This is a genomic window from Acinetobacter sp. YH12235 (assembly GCF_013417705.1).
Taxonomy (GTDB): Bacteria; Pseudomonadota; Gammaproteobacteria; order Pseudomonadales; family Moraxellaceae; genus Acinetobacter.
In genome coordinates this window covers 1-19695 of sequence record NZ_VPDL01000030.1, presented here as the reverse complement: position 1 = coordinate 19695, position 19695 = coordinate 1, and the positions used below count along the sequence as shown (strand labels likewise).

18 protein-coding genes are annotated in these 19695 nt (G+C 42.3%); 12 read left to right on the top strand and 6 right to left on the bottom strand.

What is annotated here, in order from left to right; translation table 11 throughout:
* Positions 1-72 precede the first annotated feature (72 nt).
* On the top strand, positions 73-2727 hold the full coding sequence (locus tag FTV13_RS13485; protein WP_159123136.1) for a Lon protease family protein: 2655 nt from the start codon (positions 73-75) through the stop codon (positions 2725-2727).
* An 85-nt stretch (positions 2728-2812) separates the two neighbouring features.
* Here FTV13_RS13485 and grxD read toward each other — a convergent pair whose 3' ends face one another.
* Positions 2813-3154, bottom strand: coding sequence for a Grx4 family monothiol glutaredoxin (grxD, locus tag FTV13_RS13480; RefSeq protein ID WP_034702064.1), 342 nt, complete (start codon positions 3152-3154; stop codon positions 2813-2815).
* Between the two features lie 160 nt (positions 3155-3314).
* On the opposite strand from grxD, the gene FTV13_RS13475 reads away from it, so the two are divergent.
* Entirely contained in the window at positions 3315-4526 is a 1212-nt protein-coding gene (locus tag FTV13_RS13475) for an aspartate aminotransferase family protein (protein ID WP_034702061.1), read from the top strand.
* A gap of 57 nt (positions 4527-4583) precedes the next feature.
* Here FTV13_RS13475 and FTV13_RS13470 read toward each other — a convergent pair whose 3' ends face one another.
* The 3 genes from FTV13_RS13470 to surE all read right to left on the bottom strand — a co-directional run bounded on the left by FTV13_RS13470 (position 4584) and on the right by surE (position 7328).
* A complete protein-coding gene (locus tag FTV13_RS13470) occupies positions 4584-5513 on the bottom strand; it encodes a LysR family transcriptional regulator (protein WP_034702058.1) in 930 nt (309 codons plus the stop codon).
* 91 nt (positions 5514-5604) lie between these two features.
* Complete coding sequence (locus FTV13_RS13465; protein ID WP_004782630.1) at positions 5605-6444, bottom strand: peptidoglycan DD-metalloendopeptidase family protein; 840 nt, start codon at positions 6442-6444, stop codon at positions 5605-5607.
* 107 nt (positions 6445-6551) lie between these two features.
* Positions 6552-7328, bottom strand: coding sequence for a 5'/3'-nucleotidase SurE (surE, locus tag FTV13_RS13460; protein ID WP_125278414.1), 777 nt, complete (start codon positions 7326-7328; stop codon positions 6552-6554).
* A gap of 108 nt (positions 7329-7436) precedes the next feature.
* On the opposite strand from surE, the gene FTV13_RS13455 reads away from it, so the two are divergent.
* The 4 genes from FTV13_RS13455 (at position 7437) to FTV13_RS13440 (ending at position 10259) form a co-directional block, all read left to right on the top strand.
* Complete coding sequence (locus FTV13_RS13455; RefSeq protein ID WP_004782632.1) at positions 7437-7808, top strand: MCR_0457 family protein; 372 nt, start codon at positions 7437-7439, stop codon at positions 7806-7808.
* A gap of 159 nt (positions 7809-7967) precedes the next feature.
* Positions 7968-8348 carry an MCR_0457 family protein gene (locus FTV13_RS13450; protein ID WP_004782633.1) on the top strand — a complete coding sequence of 127 codons (381 nt, stop codon included), beginning with the start codon at positions 7968-7970 and terminating at the stop codon, positions 8346-8348.
* A 128-nt stretch (positions 8349-8476) separates the two neighbouring features.
* Positions 8477-9625, top strand: coding sequence for a D-alanyl-D-alanine carboxypeptidase PBP5/6 (dacC, locus tag FTV13_RS13445; RefSeq protein ID WP_004782636.1), 1149 nt, complete (start codon positions 8477-8479; stop codon positions 9623-9625).
* 103 nt (positions 9626-9728) lie between these two features.
* On the top strand, positions 9729-10259 hold the full coding sequence (locus FTV13_RS13440; RefSeq protein WP_179992259.1) for a gamma carbonic anhydrase family protein: 531 nt from the start codon (positions 9729-9731) through the stop codon (positions 10257-10259).
* A gap of 39 nt (positions 10260-10298) precedes the next feature.
* On the opposite strand, the gene FTV13_RS13435 is transcribed toward FTV13_RS13440, so the two are convergent.
* Positions 10299-10814 (bottom strand): DUF1543 domain-containing protein, encoded by a 516-nt coding sequence (locus FTV13_RS13435; protein ID WP_179992258.1) that lies wholly within the window; start codon positions 10812-10814, stop codon positions 10299-10301.
* Positions 10815-11171: 357 nt separating this feature from the next.
* Between FTV13_RS13435 and FTV13_RS13430 the strand changes: the two genes are divergently transcribed.
* A complete protein-coding gene (locus FTV13_RS13430) occupies positions 11172-12761 on the top strand; it encodes an ATP-binding cassette domain-containing protein (RefSeq protein ID WP_180012303.1) in 1590 nt (529 codons plus the stop codon).
* A gap of 56 nt (positions 12762-12817) precedes the next feature.
* Here FTV13_RS13430 and FTV13_RS13425 read toward each other — a convergent pair whose 3' ends face one another.
* Positions 12818-14752 (bottom strand): acyltransferase family protein, encoded by a 1935-nt coding sequence (locus tag FTV13_RS13425; RefSeq protein ID WP_180012301.1) that lies wholly within the window; start codon positions 14750-14752, stop codon positions 12818-12820.
* A 271-nt stretch (positions 14753-15023) separates the two neighbouring features.
* On the opposite strand from FTV13_RS13425, the gene FTV13_RS13420 reads away from it, so the two are divergent.
* The 5 genes from FTV13_RS13420 to FTV13_RS13400 all read left to right on the top strand — a co-directional run bounded on the left by FTV13_RS13420 (position 15024) and on the right by FTV13_RS13400 (position 19565).
* Complete coding sequence (locus FTV13_RS13420; protein ID WP_180012299.1) at positions 15024-15509, top strand: NUDIX hydrolase; 486 nt, start codon at positions 15024-15026, stop codon at positions 15507-15509.
* Between the two features lie 4 nt (positions 15510-15513).
* On the top strand, positions 15514-16653 hold the full coding sequence (gene mnmA / locus FTV13_RS13415; protein WP_034703632.1) for a tRNA 2-thiouridine(34) synthase MnmA: 1140 nt from the start codon (positions 15514-15516) through the stop codon (positions 16651-16653).
* 7 nt (positions 16654-16660) lie between these two features.
* On the top strand, positions 16661-17392 hold the full coding sequence (hflD, locus tag FTV13_RS13410) for a high frequency lysogenization protein HflD (RefSeq protein WP_004782648.1): 732 nt from the start codon (positions 16661-16663) through the stop codon (positions 17390-17392).
* Between the two features lie 57 nt (positions 17393-17449).
* Positions 17450-18838: an adenylosuccinate lyase gene (purB, locus tag FTV13_RS13405; protein ID WP_180012297.1), complete on the top strand. Its 1389-nt coding sequence runs from the start codon at positions 17450-17452 to the stop codon at positions 18836-18838.
* Between the two features lie 91 nt (positions 18839-18929).
* Complete coding sequence (locus FTV13_RS13400; protein WP_125278405.1) at positions 18930-19565, top strand: DUF2238 domain-containing protein; 636 nt, start codon at positions 18930-18932, stop codon at positions 19563-19565.
* Positions 19566-19695 lie beyond the last annotated feature (130 nt).

The following is a 19695-nucleotide window of genomic DNA, read 5'->3' as shown; positions in this document are numbered from 1 at the left end:
GCTTGAATTTTTCAAGTAAATCTGTATACCTTAAACCTTATCCACGTCATATTTCGTTTTGGACTTTCAACAGTGACTCAGAGACTCGATCAAATTCATTCTTCAATTTCAAGTAATACAACTATATCTCAACAAAACATCAGCTCCGACCTACTTATCTCAGCCTTTGAACAAAGCGAAATTACACCAACCCTTGAAAAGACATGCCTGAAACCGGCACAACTGACGCGTATTGCCGATCCGGATAAAATCCCGGCATCAACCAAGCGAATCAAGCCTTTGAATAATTTTCTAGGCCAGGATCGTGCCCGTGCTTCGGTTGAAGCCGGTATTGCCCTGCCATATTCAGGCTATAACATCTTTGCCGTGGGTACAGCTGGACTCGGTAAACGCACCATGGTGAAGCGTTTGCTGCAGCAACATGCCAAAACCATGCAAACGCCAAATGACTGGGTCTACGTCAATAATTTTCAGAATCCTCGTCAGCCTATCGCACTGGAATTTCCAGCCGGTCAGGGACCCAAGTTTCAGGCGATGCTGCATCAAAGCTGGCAATCTATTCTAAAACAGCTGGAGCGCCGTTTTACTGCAGAAAGCTATCATAACCGGATTGAAATGATTCGCCAGGAAACGGGTGATGAACAGCAACTCGCCTTGATCGAACTAACCCGTGAAGGTGAAGAACTCGATCTGAAACTGATTTCCCGCAATGATGAACATTGTTTTGTGCCAATTCATCTGAAAGATGACAAAGTACAGGAAATGTCTCAGGAAGATCTGAATGCTTTAAGCAATAAAGATCGTGCTGAGATTGCTTCTAACATGCGTTACATGGACAAGAAACTGGAACGCCTGGGACTTCATTTGGGTGACCTGGAAGATGATGCGCGTGACCGTGTTCAAGTATTGAACCGTGATATCGCTAAACAGGTAGTCATGCCACGCGTTGAGCAGATGCTGACTAAATTCAAGCATGTTGAAGGTCTGGAACAATATCTGAAGCAATATGCTGAAGACATTATTAATAATGTTGAAATTGTACTGGAACAGGAAGAAGACGATTTTACCCCTGCCCAGTTTAGCCGCGTACCAGCGCGCTTCCAGGCCAATGTGATTGTCACCCATAAGCCAAATAGCGGTGCACCCGTTATTTTTGAAGATTTCCCGACGCATTACAATCTATTGGGTCATGTGGAACAGTTGACCCAAAATGGTACGATTACTACAGATTTCACCTTGATCCGTCCCGGCTCCTTGCATAATGCCAATGGCGGTTTCCTGATGCTTGAAGCTGAACAGTTACTGGAACAGCCTTATGCATGGCAAGGTCTGAAACGTGCCTTGAAATCTGGGCATCTCAAGCTTTCTTCTCTGGAACATATGCTGACCCTCACCGGTAGCATTTCCATTGAGCCAGCTTCTATTCCGCTGAATATCAAAGTAGTGCTGCTGGCAGAGCCAGAAATTTATTATGAAATTCTGGAACTTGAACCAGAACTAGGCAGTATCTTTAAAATCCGTGCCGATTTTACCGACACCCTGCAACGTAATGATGAAAATGAGCAAGCCTATATGCAGTTGATTGCTGACTATGTGCAATCAGATAAATTATTACCATTTGACCGTTCTGCATTATCTGCCCTGCTGACCGACTCAAGCCGTCAGGCTGAAGATCAGAGTTCCCTGTCACTGCATGCATTGACGCTAGGCGACCTGATTCGTGAAGCGCATCATCATGCATTCGAGGCGGGTGATAAGATGGTGTCAGAAAAGCATATCAATACCGCACTGGATCATCGTAAATATCGCTTAGGCTATTTACGTGAGCTATTCTGGCAAGATCTGACCCGTGGCACTCAACTGATTGAAACTCGCGGTCATCGTCTAGGCCAAATCAATGCGCTGTCTGTGATTCATTATGCAGATGTTGAATTTGGTCTACCTTCACGCTTAACTGCTTCTGTATATCAAGGTGGCGGTGATATTCTGGATATCGAACGTAGTGTAGAACTTGGCGGTTCTTTGCATGCTAAGGGCGTGCTATTGATGGCCTCCTTTCTAAAAGCCCATTTTGGTCGTGAACAGACCCTGCACTTCTCTGCCGCTTTAGCTTTCGAACAAAGCTATGGTCAGGTGGATGGTGACAGCGCGACAGTTGCTGAACTTTCAGCGCTGATTTCTGCGATTAGTCAGTTACCGATCGACCAGTCCTGGGCGATTACCGGTTCTATGAACCAGCTTGGTCAAGTACAACCGATTGGTGGTGTCAATGCGAAGATTGAAGGTTTCTTCGATGCCTGTAAGTTGCAAGGCCTGACAGGTAAGCAAGGTGTGATTATTCCACGACAAAATATGCAGCATCTGATGTTACGTAAAGATGTCATTGCTGCAGTCGAAGATGGTCAATTCCATATTCATGCCATTGATAATATCGCGCAGGCTTTGGAAATCCTGATGGCACGTCCGGTCGGGACTATGGACAAGAAAGGCCGTTATAGCAAAAACTCGATCTTTGCTGCTGTGATGGAACAACTCGAATACTGGCAAGCCATTGAAGATGGTGCCGAGTTTGAGGAAGAACCTAAGAAAAAGAAAAAAAAGAAGAAAAAGAAAAAAGATAAGGCGCCTATAAAGGAAGTTCTGACCGATCCAGATACCTTAGCTGAGGCCTTGGTTGCTGAATCAAAAGAACTAGAAAAATCTGAGGGTCAGCAGGCAGAAGATTAATTCTGCCCCCTGCCTCACTATTCACCCATAAAAAAAGCGCTTCTCTCGGAAGCGCTTTTTCACATCTATCAGTTTAATCCAAGGATTAAGCTTCAGGTGCTGGACTGTATTGCTCTACTAAAGGCTGTAATTCACCTTTTTGGAACATTTCGAGCATGATGTCACTACCACCGATCAATTCACCATTGATCCAAAGTTGTGGGAATGTCGGCCAGTTCGCAATTTGTGGCAGAGTTGCACGAATATCCGGGTTTTCCAGAATATTAACATAAGCAAATGGACGACCAATTTGACTGAGTGCTTCTACCGCACGTGCAGAAAAACCACATTGTGGAAATTGTGGTGTGCCTTTCATATAAAGAAGTACTGCGTGCTTGGCAATTTGGTCACGAATTAACGCTTCGGTATCGCGTGCTTGTTCAGTCATTGATAAATCCTCAACTAATCTGTCTCGCATTATACCCAAAACAGAGAAAAACAGTACGTCTAAAGTAATAAATCCATTTTTATTTACAATTACCCTTTAAATCTGACCAAGTTTTTGCTTATATAAGTTTTTCTTTCCACCTAACAGTAAAGAGTTAGTCATGAACAATATTACCCTCGCTCCGGTACAAACTGATCAACCTTCACATTTGATGCCAGTCTTTGGTCGTCAACCGATCAGCTTTGTCCGAGGACGAGGTGCATATCTTTATACCGAAGATGGTACAGAGTATTTAGATGCCTTAACTGGGATCGCCGTTTGCGGTTTGGGTCATGCTCATCCAGTGATTGCTGAAGCAATTGCGGAACAAGCTGCAACCCTGATTCATACCAGCAACCTTTTTGAAGTGCCTTGGCAAACTGCTGCTGCACAGAAACTGGCTGAAGTCGCTGGCATGGAAGAAGTTTTCTTCTCCAACAGTGGTGCAGAATCGAACGAAGGCGCTATCAAAATTGCGCGTAAATTCGGTCATATGCAAGGTATTGCGTCACCAAAAATTATTGTAGCTGACAAATCTTTCCATGGCCGTACGCTGGCAACCCTATCTGCAACGGGTAACAAAAAAGTTCAACAAGGCTTTGGTCCATTGGTTGAAGGTTTTATTCGTGTACCTTTTGGTGATATTGAAGCCATTGAAGAAGCTGCAATTAACCATCCGGATATCGTGGCTATTCTGGTTGAACCGATTCAGGGTGAAGGTGGTGTCAACACTGCACCGCAAGGCTTTAGCTACCTAGAAGAAATCCGTCAGATCTGTAATCAGCACAACTGGTTAATGATGCTGGATGAAGTACAAACAGGTAATGGCCGTACCGGTAAATATTTTGCTTATCAGCACACCAATATTGTGCCGGATGTACTGACCACAGCTAAAGGTCTGGGCAATGGCTTCCCGATTGGTGCCGTGATGACTCAAGGTCGTGGTGTCGGTGTTTTGACTGCGGGTAACCACGGTTCGACTTATAGCGGTACTGCATTGGGTTCACGCGTGGTTTATACCATTATCGATATTATGCAAAAAGAGAATATCGTGGCCAATGCCGCTGAAAAAGGTGCATATATTGTTGAGCAGTTACGTAACCAGCTTGCAGATCATCAAGTGACTGTACGCGGTTTCGGTCTGATGATCGGGATTGAGTTGCCTAAAGACTGCGGTGAGCTGGTGGATATTGCACGCGATGAATACAAAACCATTATCAACGTGACTGCAGGTAATGTCGTTCGTCTGTTGCCTACCCTGAACATTACTCAGGAACAGGCCGATCAACTGATCGAACGTTTAGTGAAAATGATCAAGGCTTATCTTGCTTAAGTCTATCTTGAACAACAAAAAAGCCGCTTTAAAGCGGCTTTTTTGTTTATAGGGAATTTATGATGCGACTTGTAACAAACGTCCACCAGAGATCTGGCTAAAATATTGTTTCAATGCCTCCAGACAGCGCAGCACTTTAGTCGGTTGCTGTTCTCGATTAGGCATAACTGCATAAAGGGTGACTGGCGGAAGTTTCCATTCAGGCAAGACTTCAATCAGTGAACCATTTAATAAATCTTTTTTAACATCAAGATATAAAATCTTGGCAACCCCATTGCCTTGCAGACACATGGCTTTTGCAACCAGGCTGTTATTGGTACTAAAGCGTGAGCTCAGTTCAAATTCAACCTTTTCTGCACTATGCACATGCTGAAAACTGAAATTCTGATGATTTTTAATATGCGTTAAAGGCAAAACATCATGATGTTTCAGGTCTTCAGGACGCGAGATAATGGCGGTCTGGTTAATATAGCTTGGCGCAGCAACAAGAATCTGTTCAATCTGCATTAATGGCACAACCTGAAGGTTGTGATCATCATCGTTCTGGTCAAATCGCAGGGCAATATCAATACGCCCTTCCAACAAATCAACCTCATGATTGTTTGTTTCCAGGTGGACTGTCAGGCCACGGTGTGCGGACATCCAGTGAGAAAGTGCAGGAATCACATGATTCGCACATACTTCCGGTAAGGATACAATACGAAGTTCACCAACAAGATCGTCACGTAACTCGTTAATGCGAACCTTTCCACGCTCAGCAGCAGACAACATTTCCTGGCAGCTGTGAAAAAAAGCTTGTCCCGCTTCGGTCAGACTTAATTTTCTCGTAGAACGATTTAGAAGTACAACTTCCATATCCTGTTCTAAAGAGCGAATTTGTTGACTCACGGCGCTGGTTGTAATCCCTAGCTCACGTGCAGCACCGCTAAACGAGTTCTTTTCCACAACACAAGCAAAGACACCCATTGCTCGAAGTTGATCTAACATAAATTCCCCTCTAAACTTATGAGATGCTTCATCTTTTGATAAAAGCAACTCATTGTATTATACGGTGAAATTTACGTTTTGCATTATTTATTTAATTATTTGGTAAAACTGCTGTTGGATTAATCGGTTTTCCGTCTAAGCGAACCTGAAACTCAAGCATAGTACGGGTTGTACCAGTCGCCCCCATCTCGGCAATTTTTTGACCAGCCGTTACATTTTGGCCACTTTTCACGCTTAATTTACTGTTATGCGCATAAGCCGTAATATAGCCATTAATATGTTTAACTAGTACCAGATTACCATATTCCTTTAGGCCATCTGCTGCATATACCACCTGCCCATCTGCTGCAGCAAAGACCGGATCTCCGACATTACCGCCATAACGGGTACCTTTGATATTTGCAGCCAGATCATAGTTTTGTAATACCGGACCATTTGATGGCTTGACCCAACGTAATCCCGCTGCTGTCGATACTGGGGTAATCGGTGCAGAAGTAGTGGTGGCAGGTTTTGGCGTAGTCTTAACAGTTGTTGGAGCGGGAGTGGTTGGCGCTGGAATCGCAATCGTTTGACGCTGAATCGGGGCAGCTTGGGTAACAGGTTGAGTCGCTGTAGTACGGCGAGCAGTAGTGTTATTTTTCAGGCGAATCGACTGACCCACATAAATACGATACGGCGGAGCAATATCATTCATCTCTGCCACACTGATATAGCTCAGACCATAACGTGCAGCAATGCCACTCAAAGTATCCCCAGAGCGTACCGTATAGAAGTCAGGCGCTGCGGCATAGCGCGTCATATTATTGACCTGAGGTTTAGTGGCACAACCAGTAATAATCATTGTGGAAACAACCACAGTGGACAAAACCAGAGTTTTGATGAAGCTGGATGGTGAAGCATGAATGAAGTATTTCGGTGACACCAAGGACATTATCTTCCTCTCTAACATCTATACGGTTGCAAAAACCCAGTAAGATTAGCAAAGTTTTACTACAATATACTTGTAAGCTTTCATTTTTCACAAACTTATAACATTCATTAGATTTTATTTAGAATCTGGGCTTGCAAAGTGTGAAGTGTGTCATAGTTTGTGGCATCCATCTGAATTGGCGTCACGCTTACATAGCCATTGGCAATTGCAAAAAAGTCTGACTCGATTTCAGTTCCTTTATGTTTTGGCATTGCGACTGCTTCACCCGATAGCCCAATCCAGTAAACCTGACGACCACGTGGATCTACATGACTGGTAATCGGCTTGGACTGGCTACGGCGTCCCTGAAAGGTCACTTTAGTTCCTTTCAGCTCAGCCACATCAGGAATATTCACATTAAAAATATGACGCTCAGGCAAAGTCGGCAAACCTGCCGCAATAAAATCATGTACCCATTGCGCTGCAATGCGATAATCTTCTGGTAAGGTATAAGATCGAACGTTTTGCCCACATAGAGAAACTGCTAATGCAGGTTGTTTGGCCAGACGGCCTTCAAATGCAGCCCCCACCGTACCCGAGTACAGCACATCATCTCCCAGATTGGCACCACTGTTAATGCCGCTGACCACCAGATCGAATTCAACATCAAATAAGCCGTTCATGGCCAGATAGACACAGTCAGCCGGCGTGCCATTAACCGCCCATACATCGGGAGAAATCTGGATCGGTCTTAATGGTCGGTCTAAAGTCAGTGCACTGGAAAATCCGCTACGTTCACTTTCTGGAGCTACCACCACAACACGTCCTAAAGGCCTCAAGGCCTGCGCCAGTGCCTGTATACCTGGTGCAAAAACGCCATCATCATTGGAAATTAATATATTCACTGCAAAATCTCGTTGAGCTAAAAAATGACTCGCTAGGACATTTCATTGTATTAGTTCAGGAATTATATATATTTGTAGCACGATATCCATTAATACATATGGCTTAAGATGATGAAAAAATTCTCTCTTTGGGGTACTTTGGCTTTAAGTTTGGCAACTTTTGTTTCTCCTGCAGTTATTGCCAATGATTTGACAGCTGAAGAAAATGACATGATCGTGAAAGAAGATGTCGCATCTGCACAGGTAATGATTGAAGTATGCCCGGGCATTATTGGTCAGAATGCAAAATTCGATACAACGATTCAGCAGCTGATTCAATCTTATCTAAAAGAATACTCAGACAAATCGATGACCTATCAAAAACTTCAGGCAGACAGTGAATACAAGACTGTGCTTGAAGAAGCACGTCAAGGTGCAAAACAGACTGCAAAAGACGAACAAAAAACAGCGTGTGAAGACGTTTTAGCTTATCAGGAATAAGGTCTTTCTCACTGAAATGAGACGATGCCAGCATCGTCTTTTTTCTCTTACACATTTCTTCATAATTCTACAGCTTCACTACATTTCCCCTCTTTTCAATTTTGAAAATATCTTTAAGCTAACAAATTATTGTTCTACATGTAATTTTTGAGTTTTTTGATGAAACATACATTAATTAAAAGTTTAAGTTTATCTGTTGTTGCTGGTATGACACTTTGGGGAAGCTCGGTTTATGCAGCAAATGAAAATATTGAAGTCACCCCGAGTCAGGAAATCACCAAGCAAGAATTAGCTGCAATTTATGTCCTTTCTGAAATTTGCCCAAGCATGGTCAAAGACAAAGCAAAATTCAATCAGGGGTATAACCAGCTGGTGACTGAATATTTGCCCGGCCAAAAAAATCCGGTTGAGCGCCTGAACCAGATGGTAAAACAGTCAGATTTCCGTAACATTCTGGCCGAAGCACAGAGTGATGCCAAAAAGGCTGGCAAGAAAAAGAATCAGGCCATTTGCAATGAGTTGGTGAGCTACAGTAAATAATCCACTTTTTGCGTGATTGCTTACAATACTTTTGAAATAACCCCGGGTTTCCCATAGAAGTCAGCCTAGCTTTGTCCTAAAATGCTAGGCTCTTCGTGCTTACATCAAGATATTGGAACCCACTAGAAATGACCCAAAAAACTGCCCTTGCTGCATTATTATTAATTCCTAGTTTTAGCTTTGCAGCAACTGTCTTATCTGCACCACCAGAATTGAATAATAAATCTTATGTGCTAATGGACTACGAGACAGGGCAAATTCTCGCATCAAAAAATGAAAATGAAAAATTAGCCCCTGCTTCAATGACCAAGATGATGACCAGTTACATCATCGAGCAGAAGTTATTAAGTGGTGAGCTGACTGAAGATGAACAGGTTCGCATGAATGAATCTGCATGGTGCCGTGGTAGCAGTGCAGAATCATGTATGTATGTGCCTTTAAATGGTACGGCGACTGCACTAGAAATGTTGCGCGGGATTATTATCCAGTCTGGTAACGATGCATCTAAGGCGATGGCTGAACATATTGCAGGGAACGAGGGTACCTTTGCACATATGATGAACCAAGAAGCGAAACGGATTGGCATGACCAATACCAGCTTCATCAACTCGACTGGTATGCCAGCTGAAGGCCATTATTCGACTGCGAAAGATATGGCAACTTTGGCTCAGCACATCATCAAAGACAGTTCAAAATACTATCCAATCTACTCTGAAAAAGAGTTTACTTTTAACGGGATTAAGCAAGGCAACCGTAATGCCCTGCTCTATACTGATCCAAGTGTAGATGGTTTGAAAACTGGTCATACTGATGAAGCCGGTTACTGCTTAACGACTTCTTCAAAACGCGGTCCGACTCGTCTGATTTCAGTGATTTTTGGTGCACCAACCATGAATGAACGTGCATCACAAACACGTGAACTTCTGGCTTGGGGTTATGCGAACTTTGAAACCAAAAATGTTCAACCCGCTAAACAGGTTCTAGCCAAGTCTAAAGTCTGGTTTGGTAAGGAAAATGAAGTTCAGATCGGACTTGCAGAAAACTTTAACGTGACTATGCCTAAAGGTCAGGCCAATGCCATCAAGACTCAATTGGTCGTTCAGCCTAAACTGACTGCGCCTTTACAACCAGGTCAAGTCGTAGGTAAATATGTGGCGACTTTAAACGGCAAAGTGATTGCTGAGAAACCACTTGTTGCACTGAAAGCAGTTGAAGAAGCTGGTTTCTTTGCCCGCATGCTGGATCATATCAAACAATTCTTTAGTAACCTGTTCTAATATTTATTATCAATATTAGATCTTACTAAAGCCAAAGCACACATTCATCGAATGTGTGCTTTTTTATTTTATAATGCTTATAAACTTTCAGGATGATACTGACATGAGCCAAAACATTCGCCCTTATCTGGATACTCGCCCGCAAGTCGCTGACTCCTGTTATATCGATCCGATGGCGGTGGTCGTAGGTGATGTCGTTTTAGGCGAAAATGTATCTGTGTGGCCTTTTGCCGTAATTCGTGGTGATGTGAATCATATTCGTATTGGCAAGAACTCGAATGTACAGGATCATTCCATGTTGCATGTGAGTCATAAAAAGGCGGATAAACCTGAAGGTTCACCACTGATTATTGGTGAAGATGTGACGATTGGTCATCATGTAAAATTACATGGCTGTATCATCGGTAATCGTGTTTTAGTGGGTATCGGTACAATTATTCTAGATGACGTGATTATTGAAGATGATGTGATGATTGGAGCAGGTTCACTGGTACCACCGAATAAGGTATTAGAAAGTGGGTACTTGTATGTAGGCAGTCCAGTCAAAAAAGCGCGTCCACTGACTGAAAAGGAAATAGCTTTCTTGCCTTATTCAGCACAAAACTATGTAAAAGTCTCAGGTAACTACAAATAAATCGACAAACTAAGGCTACTTTATGTAGCCTTATTTAAATCAAGGAATAACCACATAATCATTCTTAAAACTATTGGCTTCAAAGTCTCCCTCTACCAGATGCACAAATTTCTGGTCCATCCTGTTCAGTTCTAAACAATCATCCACATCAATCACGGCATCGGTATGAGGTTTAAACCAGGTCTTTTCAATAGCCAGCTTACCTTGTGCTTTAGCTTCAGTTTTATTTTTAGCAGCAACTACCAGATATTTATGGATTTCACCAAACTGATCTGGCACATAAGCACCCAGATTGATCAGGAATAATTTTAAATCCTGTTTTACAGGTGTGTCTGTCACCTGAACCTGATAATTCAGATCCTGATAGCTGACACCATTGATCGTCATCCAACCATCGACATGCAGGCCTTTTTGCAAACCAAACCATTGTTCCTTCAGATATGGAAAAGCCGTCTTAATATCTGAACTAATGACCGGAACTACATCATGTACTTCTACATTGGCTTTTTCATGCTTGCCGCCCAATAAAGTAATGTAGAGCTTAAGTTCAGACATAAAAAAATCCTTTAAAAGCAGAATAGGGAAGACTTTAGCCGCATAGTGTAAATGAAACTTACTCGTTCCACTTCAAGTAAATTACCTCATATTCTTAAAATCCTGAAATTCACTTAAATCAGCCTCAATACAGTGAATAAACAATCCTAATTTGATCTATTTTTAAGCAAGCTTATTTGTATTAAAATAAGGTCCGAATTCCCCTTCTCTTATAAGTGAGTCACGCCAATGAAGTAAGTCTATTTTTCTCATCAACGATTATTTTTAGATTGATGTGCAAAATAGATCGTCTGGCTTGATCTTTTCTAGAAAAAATCTCTTGTTTATTTTGTGCATCCTGTATTTATGAGGTTATTTATGACTCAACAGGCATGTGTAATATCCAATCTGACTTTAGAATTCCCGTCCAAAGTCATATTTCAGAATTTAAATTTTACCCTTCCTAAAGCTCAGGTCAGCGCTTTAATTGGCCGTAATGGACAAGGTAAGTCTTTGCTTATGCAGCTTTTGCATCAGGCTCAGCATTCTACTCCACATTGCTCAGGTCAAGTTTCCTGGCAAATGCATCATGCCTATCTACCACAATTGCATCGGTTAAAGGCAGCCACAATTGCTGAAGCACTCGAAGTAAGTCAATTACATCGTGCTTTTAAAAATGTTGAACATGGTACAGCCAGTTTCGAGGATTATGAGCTACTTGAGGATAGTTGGCACTTGCCGCATGAATGGCAGCAACTGTTGAGCTCAGCACAATTACCCACCGATCTGGACTTTCCTGTGCAATATTTGAGTGAGGGCCAAAAGACCAAACTTGCTTTATGTAGCTTGTTCTTAAAGCCTGAATATTATTTATTGCTGGATGAGCCAAGCAACCATCTGGATCGTGAAGCACGGACATGGTTAATAGAGCATTTAAACTTACATCCTGCTGGTGCATTGATCATTAGTCATGACCGGACTTTGCTAGATCAGGTTGATCATATTTATTATTTAAATGAGCATGGATTACAGCACTCTACAGGAAACTATGCGGAGTTTTTTGAACAGTATCAGAAAAATGTCACTTCACTCGAACAGTCAATTCAGCAGAGTCAGCGTGATATTAAACAGATGAAGCACAAGCAGCATGACGTTTTAATGAAAGCACAAAAGCGGGAACGTGCCGGAAACAAATTACGTGATTCGAATTCCCAAGCCAAAGTGCTTTTAGACTTTAAAAAAGAACAGGCTGGTCAAAGTATAGGTAAAGTTCAGGCACAGCACCAACGGCAAATTTCCAATGAACAATCTGAGTTAAAATTTCAAAAGCAGCAACTCGAAAAGATAAAACCTCAGCTATTTCAATTTCCAGACCTTAAACCACAGTCTGGTGAAATTCTGCGGGTTAAAGAGTTAAAGCTTCCTTTTGGTACTCCACAGCCTGTGAATCTTGCTTTAAGTGCAGCTGAAAAGATCCATATTTCAGGCCGAAACGGAATTGGTAAATCCACTTTGCTGAAACTGGTCGCCCAACAAAAGCAGCAACCTCTGGATCAAATCTTTCTGGCACGAAACTGTTTTTATCTGGATCAAAATTTTAGTTTTCTCAATGAGGCACTAAGTGCGATTGAAAATTTAAGGCAGATGAATCCTGATATTCCGGAAGTGGAATGGCGTAATCTGTTGGGCCAACTCAGAATTCGTGGTGATAAAGGTACTTATCCTTTGTCTCAGTTAAGTGGTGGTGAAAAGCTGAAAGTGGCGTTATTAGGTCTTAGCCAGGTCTCTCCTCAACCCGAACTTTTATTATTGGATGAGCCAGAAAATCATCTGGATATTGAGTCTAAAGCTTTGTTGGCAAGTGCAATTCAATCTTATACAGGCGCTGTGATTTTAGTTTCACACGATGAACAGTTTGTGCGTGATTGCGGGATCACTGAAGTATTCAATATGAATGATTTTAATTAAACTTATATACGTAAAAGCCACCTCAACAGGTGGCTGATCACTCTCAGGAAATAAACTTATTGATTTGTAGTCACACTCTGAGAATATAAATTTAATAAATATTTTGACAGTATGGTATTCCCCACAAATAGAGAGCCTGATTCACTTAGGTGTCCATAATCCACCTGAAGCAGGTCTTCTCCTTGAGCTGCCCGAATCCGACATTTGTATTGTTGCTGAAGATCATTTTTTTTACATAGATGATCAATAAGAGATATATAGGTAATTCCCTGAGGATATTGTAATTTTTTCATTTTCTCGTCTACCTGAACTGCTCTTAAATCCAGTCCGGCATCAAATATAAAATCTTCAGCACTATTCCAGTTTTTCGGTTTCACCATGACTTTAGGAAGTGAAGGTTTCCATTGCGAAATTGGCCCCACAATGACGATATTGGATACGCCAAGCTGAAGCAAACTTTTCCCGATATTTTCCCAATTGGTTTCGTCGTGTTTCAGAGCTTGGGTGATGACCACAATTTTGGGCTTAAGTTCTGCGATGCTCTTTAGTGCCAGTTTATTCGAATAATCACAGGCTTCTTTATAAGCTCCTTTATGGTAGTTGATCTCGGTCAGCGATGCGCGGCAAATGGAAGAGGTTTTCTGATAAAAAGGGATATCATTGGATTTCAGTAATGTCCTCAGCCCTAAAGAAAGTGCCTCAGCATGAGAATCTCCCCATAAGAACACCCCGCCTTCCTTTTGTTTCGTGATACAGACCGGATCAGGATCATAACTATTATGCTCGGTCAGGCTCACGTAAGTATCACATTTTAGCCAGTACGCATCCCTTAGATTTTTGAATTTCTCATTATAATAATCTAAAAATTTTGCCTGTTCTGAGGCTGCACCTTGGCGCAGATCTGTATTAAAACCATTAAATATATTTAAAGTAACTCCTAAGCTCATGAGCACTAGAGAAAAATAAAGTGGTTTTATACGATAAATATCTTTCCATTGATGGTATGAAGGTAATTTAATCTGCTCAATATACTTATAGCTCAGAAAACCTAACACTATAGAAAGTACTATTCCGGCATACACATAATATTCAGGCAATGAGTAGATATAGATCAGCACCACCAAAGGCCAGTGCCAGAGGTAAATAGAATAAGACCAGGTCCCTAATTTTTGAAACACAATATTATTGGTAATAACGCTGTCATTTCGATGTGACTGAATCATCAGAAAAGTGCCGATAACAGGAAAAACTGCCAGATAGCCAGGCCACAAATCTTCTGCTGAAATGAAGAAATAAGACCCCAGTATAAGTGCCAATCCCGTTCCTTCCAGCAACCTTTTCTTATTTTCCTGCAAGTTCAAAGGGTAAAGATAAGCAATTCCCCCGATCATCATTTCCCAGGCTCTGGTAGGTAACAGGAAATAAGCCGGATTTGGCCATTTGTAGGTAGCGATTATTGATAGGATGAATCCTAAAATTGTTCCTGCCAGCAGCATAAATTTCATGGTCTGGATGGACATGAACTTGCGCATGGCAATGAGAACGAGCGGATAAATCATATAGAATTGCCATTCGACGGAAAGTGACCAGGTATGTAATAACCACTTTTCGTGAGTGCCTGCCTCAAAATAACCGGATTCCTTCCAGTAACTGATATTGGATAAAAAAGTCATGCTACTCGCAGCATGCTTACCCAATAACTTGTAATCAAAAGGTGTCAGATAAAACCAGCCAAAAATCATTAATACCAGACATAGCAGGGCCAAAGCTGGAATAATCCGATTCGCACGAGCCACATAAAATTTCAGAATAGAAAATTTTTCATGTTCTAAATCTTTAAATATGATTCCAGTCATTAAAAAGCCTGAAATCACAAAGAAGACATCTACTCCAACAAAACCGCCAGGCATCCAGGCCGCATTAAAATGAAATAGCATGACTGCAATCACGGCAATTGCTCTGAGGCCATTAATGTCTGTTCTGAATTTCATTGGAATCCTGTCCTATAAAGCCTGTTATTTATTTTAATTGTTATAAAATACTGCTAATTTTTATTAAATTTTATTTTAAATCAAATTCTTATATTAAAGCGTAGAATGCAAATATTACTGTTTTAGTATTTTATGTACTCATTATATTCTACGCTTTCTTTTTCGCCAAATACCTTTATTGTTAATCATCTAAATTAAAATCCCGAGTATCGACATAGCCACCGCCGCCTAAATTTTGTAGAATACAGTTTTTATTCCATGGTGCTCCTTTATGACCGCTTGGACTGCTCACGTCACTGTTGCAACTGTCGTCGAAAAAAATGGAAAATTCCTGTTCGTTGAAGAACATACTGAAGGTGTCACCCATACCGTATTCAATCAGCCAGCAGGCCATGTGGAGGCAGGTGAAACCATTGTCGAAGCAGCTATTCGTGAAACCATGGAAGAAACCGGCTATCAGGTTAATGTCACTGATCTGATCGGCATCTATACCTATACCCCACCGATGTTCCCGGATCGTACCTATTTCCGTTTCTGTTTGAGAGCAGAAGCCATCAGCCATGATGAAAATGCTGAACTGGATACCGGTATTGTCGGTGCAGTCTGGATGACGCTGGATGAACTGGTGGAAACCGCACGTGCCCGCAGCCCATTGGTGATTAAAGCCGTGCAGGATGCCCAAGCTGGCAAACACTATCCTTTATCGCTCATTTACGAGCATCAAAATTCTCCCTTAATTTCAAATTTGGATGCCTAATCCTATGCAACAACGTGTCATCGTCGGTATGTCTGGTGGTGTAGATTCATCTGTGTCTGCAGCTCTCCTCCTTCAACAGGGTTATCAGGTTGAAGGTCTTTTCATGAAAAACTGGGAAGAAGATGACGGCACAGAATATTGTACGGCAATGGAAGATCTTGCCGATGCACAAGCCGTTTGCGACAAGATCGGGATTAAACTGCATACTGCCAACTTCGCGATGGAATACTGGGATCGCGTGTTCGAGCATTTCCTGGCTGAATATGCTGCTGGCCGTACGCCAAACCCGGATATTTTGTGTAATAAAGAAATTAAATTCCGTGCCTTCCTGGATCATGCGATCAATCTCGGCGCCGACTTTATTGCCACCGGTCACTACTGTCGTCGCGGCGAGACCATGACCAATTCACGTGGTGAGCAATATGCTCAATTACTGCGTGGTTATGACAATAATAAAGACCAGACTTACTTCCTGCATGCGGTTCATGGTCGTGAAATTAATAAGACCCTGTTCCCTGTCGGTGAAATTGAAAAACCACAAGTACGTAAAATTGCAGAAGAATTAGGTCTGGCAACAGCCAAGAAAAAAGATTCTACGGGTATCTGTTTTATTGGGGAACGTCGCTTCAATGACTTCTTAAAGCAATATTTACCGGCTCAACCTGGAAAAATCGTGCTGGAAGATGGCAAAGAGGTTGGTGATCATCACGGCTTAATGTACTATACGCTCGGTCAACGCGGCGGGATCGGTATTGGCGGTATGAAAGGCGCGGAAGAAGGTGCCTGGTTTGTGCTGCATAAAGATATCGAAGGTAACCGTCTGGTGGTCGGTCAAGGTCATGAACATCCACTGATGCAAAGTACCATATTGTGGTCTGAAGCGATTGACTGGGTAGCCGGTGAACAGGATATTCCTGAATCAGGTTTCCGCTGTACGGCAAAAACCCGCTACCGTCAGCCTGACCAAGCGTGTACTATTTTCAAGGATCCAGAAACACCAAATGGTGTTCGTGTTGAATTTGATGAGTCGCAACGTGCTGTGACCCCGGGTCAAAGCGTTGTATTCTACTCAGGTGAAGTTTGTTTAGGTGGTGGCGTGATTCATCATACCAATGCGCCTAAACCTGATTTTATTAAAGGATGATTTCGGCATGACGGAGTTACCGTTTCAACAAGCTACAACGTTGAATGTTCGTCAAAATCGTGCGTTGGCGCTGGCGGGGGTTTTTCAGGCCACTCAGCTGACGCATATGACTGCATTGACGGGACAGCAAAGCATTGGTGAAAGCGGTAATTTCTATTTTGAGCAGTTGATTAAAGCCAGTTTAAATATCCGTCCAAGCGGCAAGTTAAATGCCCAGACCTTAGACTTCTTTAATCAGCTGGCCGATATTTCCCTCGGTTTAAAAACCCTGGAAAGCAGCATTACCCAACCTTTTAATACTTCCCCAAAATCCCGACTTCCAAAACTTTCATCGACCAAGCTTCCAATGTCCTATGCCATGGCACTTCTTCAGTTAGAAAAGAAGGTCTATAGTAATCCCAAGTTTGTTGAAATCATCGAACAATCCCAGCAAAAAATCCTCAGACAGCTCTCCTTCTTCGATAACAATTACATGCACCCCAGCATCATTGCCAATCTCGCTCAAACCTATGTCGATACCGCCGGACAGATCAATCCGCGGATCATGGTGCGTGGCAATGCTGAAGCCTTTAAAGATTCCGGTCATACCAACCGCATCCGTGCTTCACTCTTTACTGGACTGCAGATGGCGCACTTATGGCGTCAGCTTGGTGGCAGTTCATGGGGCATGATTTTTGGCAAGCGCAAGCTGCTACAGGATATCCAAAATCTCGCGCGCTTACAGTTTCAGGTGATCTAAACCATGTTGTTGTACGCGCACCGTTTTTCGTTTAATTCCAAAATTTAGGGAATCGATATGAACGCTTTAACTGCACTTTCTCCATTAGATGGACGCTACGCTAGCAAATGTGATGCGCTGCGCCCTTTTCTTTCTGAGTTTGGTCTGATCCATGCTCGTGTGACTGTTGAAGTGCGTTGGTTACAAGCGCTTGCCAACCGTCCTGAAATCACTGAAGTGCCAGCTTTCTCATCTGAAACCAGTGCTGCACTTGATGCGATTGTTGCAAACTTCTCTGAAGAAGATGCCAACCGCATTAAAGAGATCGAACGTACTACAAACCATGACGTGAAAGCGGTTGAGTATTTCCTGAAAGAAAAAATTGCAGGGATTGAAGAGCTGAAAAATGCGGGTGAATTCATTCACTTTGCATGTACCTCTGAAGACATCAATAACCTGTCTCATGCTTTAATGCTGAAAAATGGCCGTGATGTTTTAATCGCGTCTATGCAACAAATTATCGATTCAATCGTGGCTTTGGCTGAGACTCACGCTGAACAGCCAATGCTGTCTCGTACTCACGGTCAAACTGCCAGCCCAACCACTTTGGGTAAAGAAATGGCGAACGTGGCTTACCGTCTGGCTCGTCAAATCAAACAGTTCAAAAATGTTGAATTGCTGGGCAAAATCAACGGTGCTGTAGGTAACTACAATGCACACTACTCTGCTTACCCAGAAATCAACTGGCCTGCTCACTCACAAGCTTTCGTGGAATCTTTAGGTCTGACTTTCAACCCGTACACCACTCAGATCGAACCGCACGACTATATGGCGGAACTGTTTGATGCACTGCGTCGTTTCAATACCATCCTGATCGACTTTAACCGTGACGTTTGGGGTTATATCTCTCTTGGCTTCTTCAAACAAAAACTGAAAGAAGGCGAAGTGGGTTCTTCTACCATGCCGCATAAAGTGAACCCAATCGACTTTGAAAACTCTGAAGGTAACCTGGGTATTGCAAATGCCGTATTGGCTCACCTGGGCGAAAAACTGCCTGTATCTCGCTGGCAGCGTGACTTAACTGACTCTACTGTGCTTCGTAACATGGGTGTTGGTTTTGCACAAAGCTTGATCGCGTTTGAGGCATGCTTAAAAGGTATCGGTAAACTTGAACTGAATGCTGCTCGTATTCTTGAAGATCTTGACCACGCACAAGAAGTTCTGGCTGAACCAATCCAAACAGTAATGCGTCGTTATAACGTTGAAAAACCATACGAAAAACTGAAAGCACTGACTCGTGGTCAAGCGATGACTCGTGACATGATGGTGAGCTTCGTGAATGGTAATGAGCTTGAAGCAGTTCCTGCTGCAGACCGTGCACGTCTGGCTGAAATGACCCCTGCAACTTATACAGGTAATGCTGCTGACCAGGCAAAACAAATTAAAGACTTAATTTCTAAAATCTAATTTAGATAATTAAGACCAAAAGCGAGGCTCCGGCTTCGCTTTTTTTATTTATAATTATTTTCAACTTTAAAACAAAACGACAGATAACAAGATGATAGATCATCGATTGAGCGGCAAACATTTGATCAGCCTGGGGGTTTTGGTGGCTGCGATCATTGTTGCCAGCATTCAGCCTCTGGAAATGCAATCCTATTTACTGCATCAGACCGGTACCCTATTTATGATCGGTATGCTGATTTTCTGCCTGTATAAAATCGGACTCAGTTTTCTTAGTTTTAATCTGTATATTCTGTTTTTATTCATCCATATCGTTGCAGCACATTATCTATATTCTTATGTGCCTTATAATGACTGGATTCAGACACTGTTTGGCTTTGACCTAAATGCTCTCATAGGCTGGTCTCGCAACATGTTTGACCGTTTTGTGCATCTGGTTTTTGGCCTGTTGCTCTATCCTGTTTTTTATCGACTGTTTCAGGTCTGGTTACCCCAGCAAAAACCATTCACCATTTTTCTTTTAGTCATTCAATTTGTGATGGCAACCAGTCTGATTTATGAATGGATTGAATGGCTGATCGCCATTGGCTTATCACCTGAACAGGCGGAAAGTTATAACGGTCAGCAAGGTGATATGTGGGATGCCCATAAAGATATATTATTAGCGACAGTTGGGGCGATGTTTACTGGTGGATTGATGTTAATTCCAGCAAATAAAAAAGCCCACTAAAGTGTAATGCCAGTCAGTTAAGCAAATATTAGTAAAATGTAGTAAAAATGAGTGTATGTAAATACGCTCATTTTTTTATGACTTTATCTGAAAATTTAGATTGCACCCTTCAACATTCTTTACCTTCACT

What these genes read in the sequence shown, in the direction of transcription:
- FTV13_RS13475 (WP_034702061.1), top strand. Translation starts at nt 3,315, where the DNA reads ATGAACAATATTACCCTCGCTCCGGTACAAACTGATCAACCTTCACAT.
- purB (WP_180012297.1), top strand. Translation starts at nt 17,450, where the DNA reads ATGAACGCTTTAACTGCACTTTCTCCATTAGATGGACGCTACGCTAGC.
- FTV13_RS13425 (WP_180012301.1), bottom strand. Translation starts at nt 14,752, where the DNA reads ATGAAATTCAGAACAGACATTAATGGCCTCAGAGCAATTGCCGTGATT.
- FTV13_RS13435 (WP_179992258.1), bottom strand. Translation starts at nt 10,814, where the DNA reads ATGTCTGAACTTAAGCTCTACATTACTTTATTGGGCGGCAAGCATGAA.
- FTV13_RS13450 (WP_004782633.1), top strand. Translation starts at nt 7,968, where the DNA reads ATGAAACATACATTAATTAAAAGTTTAAGTTTATCTGTTGTTGCTGGT.
- FTV13_RS13430 (WP_180012303.1), top strand. Translation starts at nt 11,172, where the DNA reads ATGACTCAACAGGCATGTGTAATATCCAATCTGACTTTAGAATTCCCG.
- FTV13_RS13440 (WP_179992259.1), top strand. Translation starts at nt 9,729, where the DNA reads ATGAGCCAAAACATTCGCCCTTATCTGGATACTCGCCCGCAAGTCGCT.
- FTV13_RS13420 (WP_180012299.1), top strand. Translation starts at nt 15,024, where the DNA reads ATGACCGCTTGGACTGCTCACGTCACTGTTGCAACTGTCGTCGAAAAA.
- dacC (WP_004782636.1), top strand. Translation starts at nt 8,477, where the DNA reads ATGACCCAAAAAACTGCCCTTGCTGCATTATTATTAATTCCTAGTTTT.
- grxD (WP_034702064.1), bottom strand. Translation starts at nt 3,154, where the DNA reads ATGACTGAACAAGCACGCGATACCGAAGCGTTAATTCGTGACCAAATT.
- hflD (WP_004782648.1), top strand. Translation starts at nt 16,661, where the DNA reads ATGACGGAGTTACCGTTTCAACAAGCTACAACGTTGAATGTTCGTCAA.
- FTV13_RS13455 (WP_004782632.1), top strand. Translation starts at nt 7,437, where the DNA reads ATGATGAAAAAATTCTCTCTTTGGGGTACTTTGGCTTTAAGTTTGGCA.
- FTV13_RS13400 (WP_125278405.1), top strand. Translation starts at nt 18,930, where the DNA reads ATGATAGATCATCGATTGAGCGGCAAACATTTGATCAGCCTGGGGGTT.
- mnmA (WP_034703632.1), top strand. Translation starts at nt 15,514, where the DNA reads ATGCAACAACGTGTCATCGTCGGTATGTCTGGTGGTGTAGATTCATCT.
- FTV13_RS13470 (WP_034702058.1), bottom strand. Translation starts at nt 5,513, where the DNA reads ATGTTAGATCAACTTCGAGCAATGGGTGTCTTTGCTTGTGTTGTGGAA.
- FTV13_RS13465 (WP_004782630.1), bottom strand. Translation starts at nt 6,444, where the DNA reads ATGTCCTTGGTGTCACCGAAATACTTCATTCATGCTTCACCATCCAGC.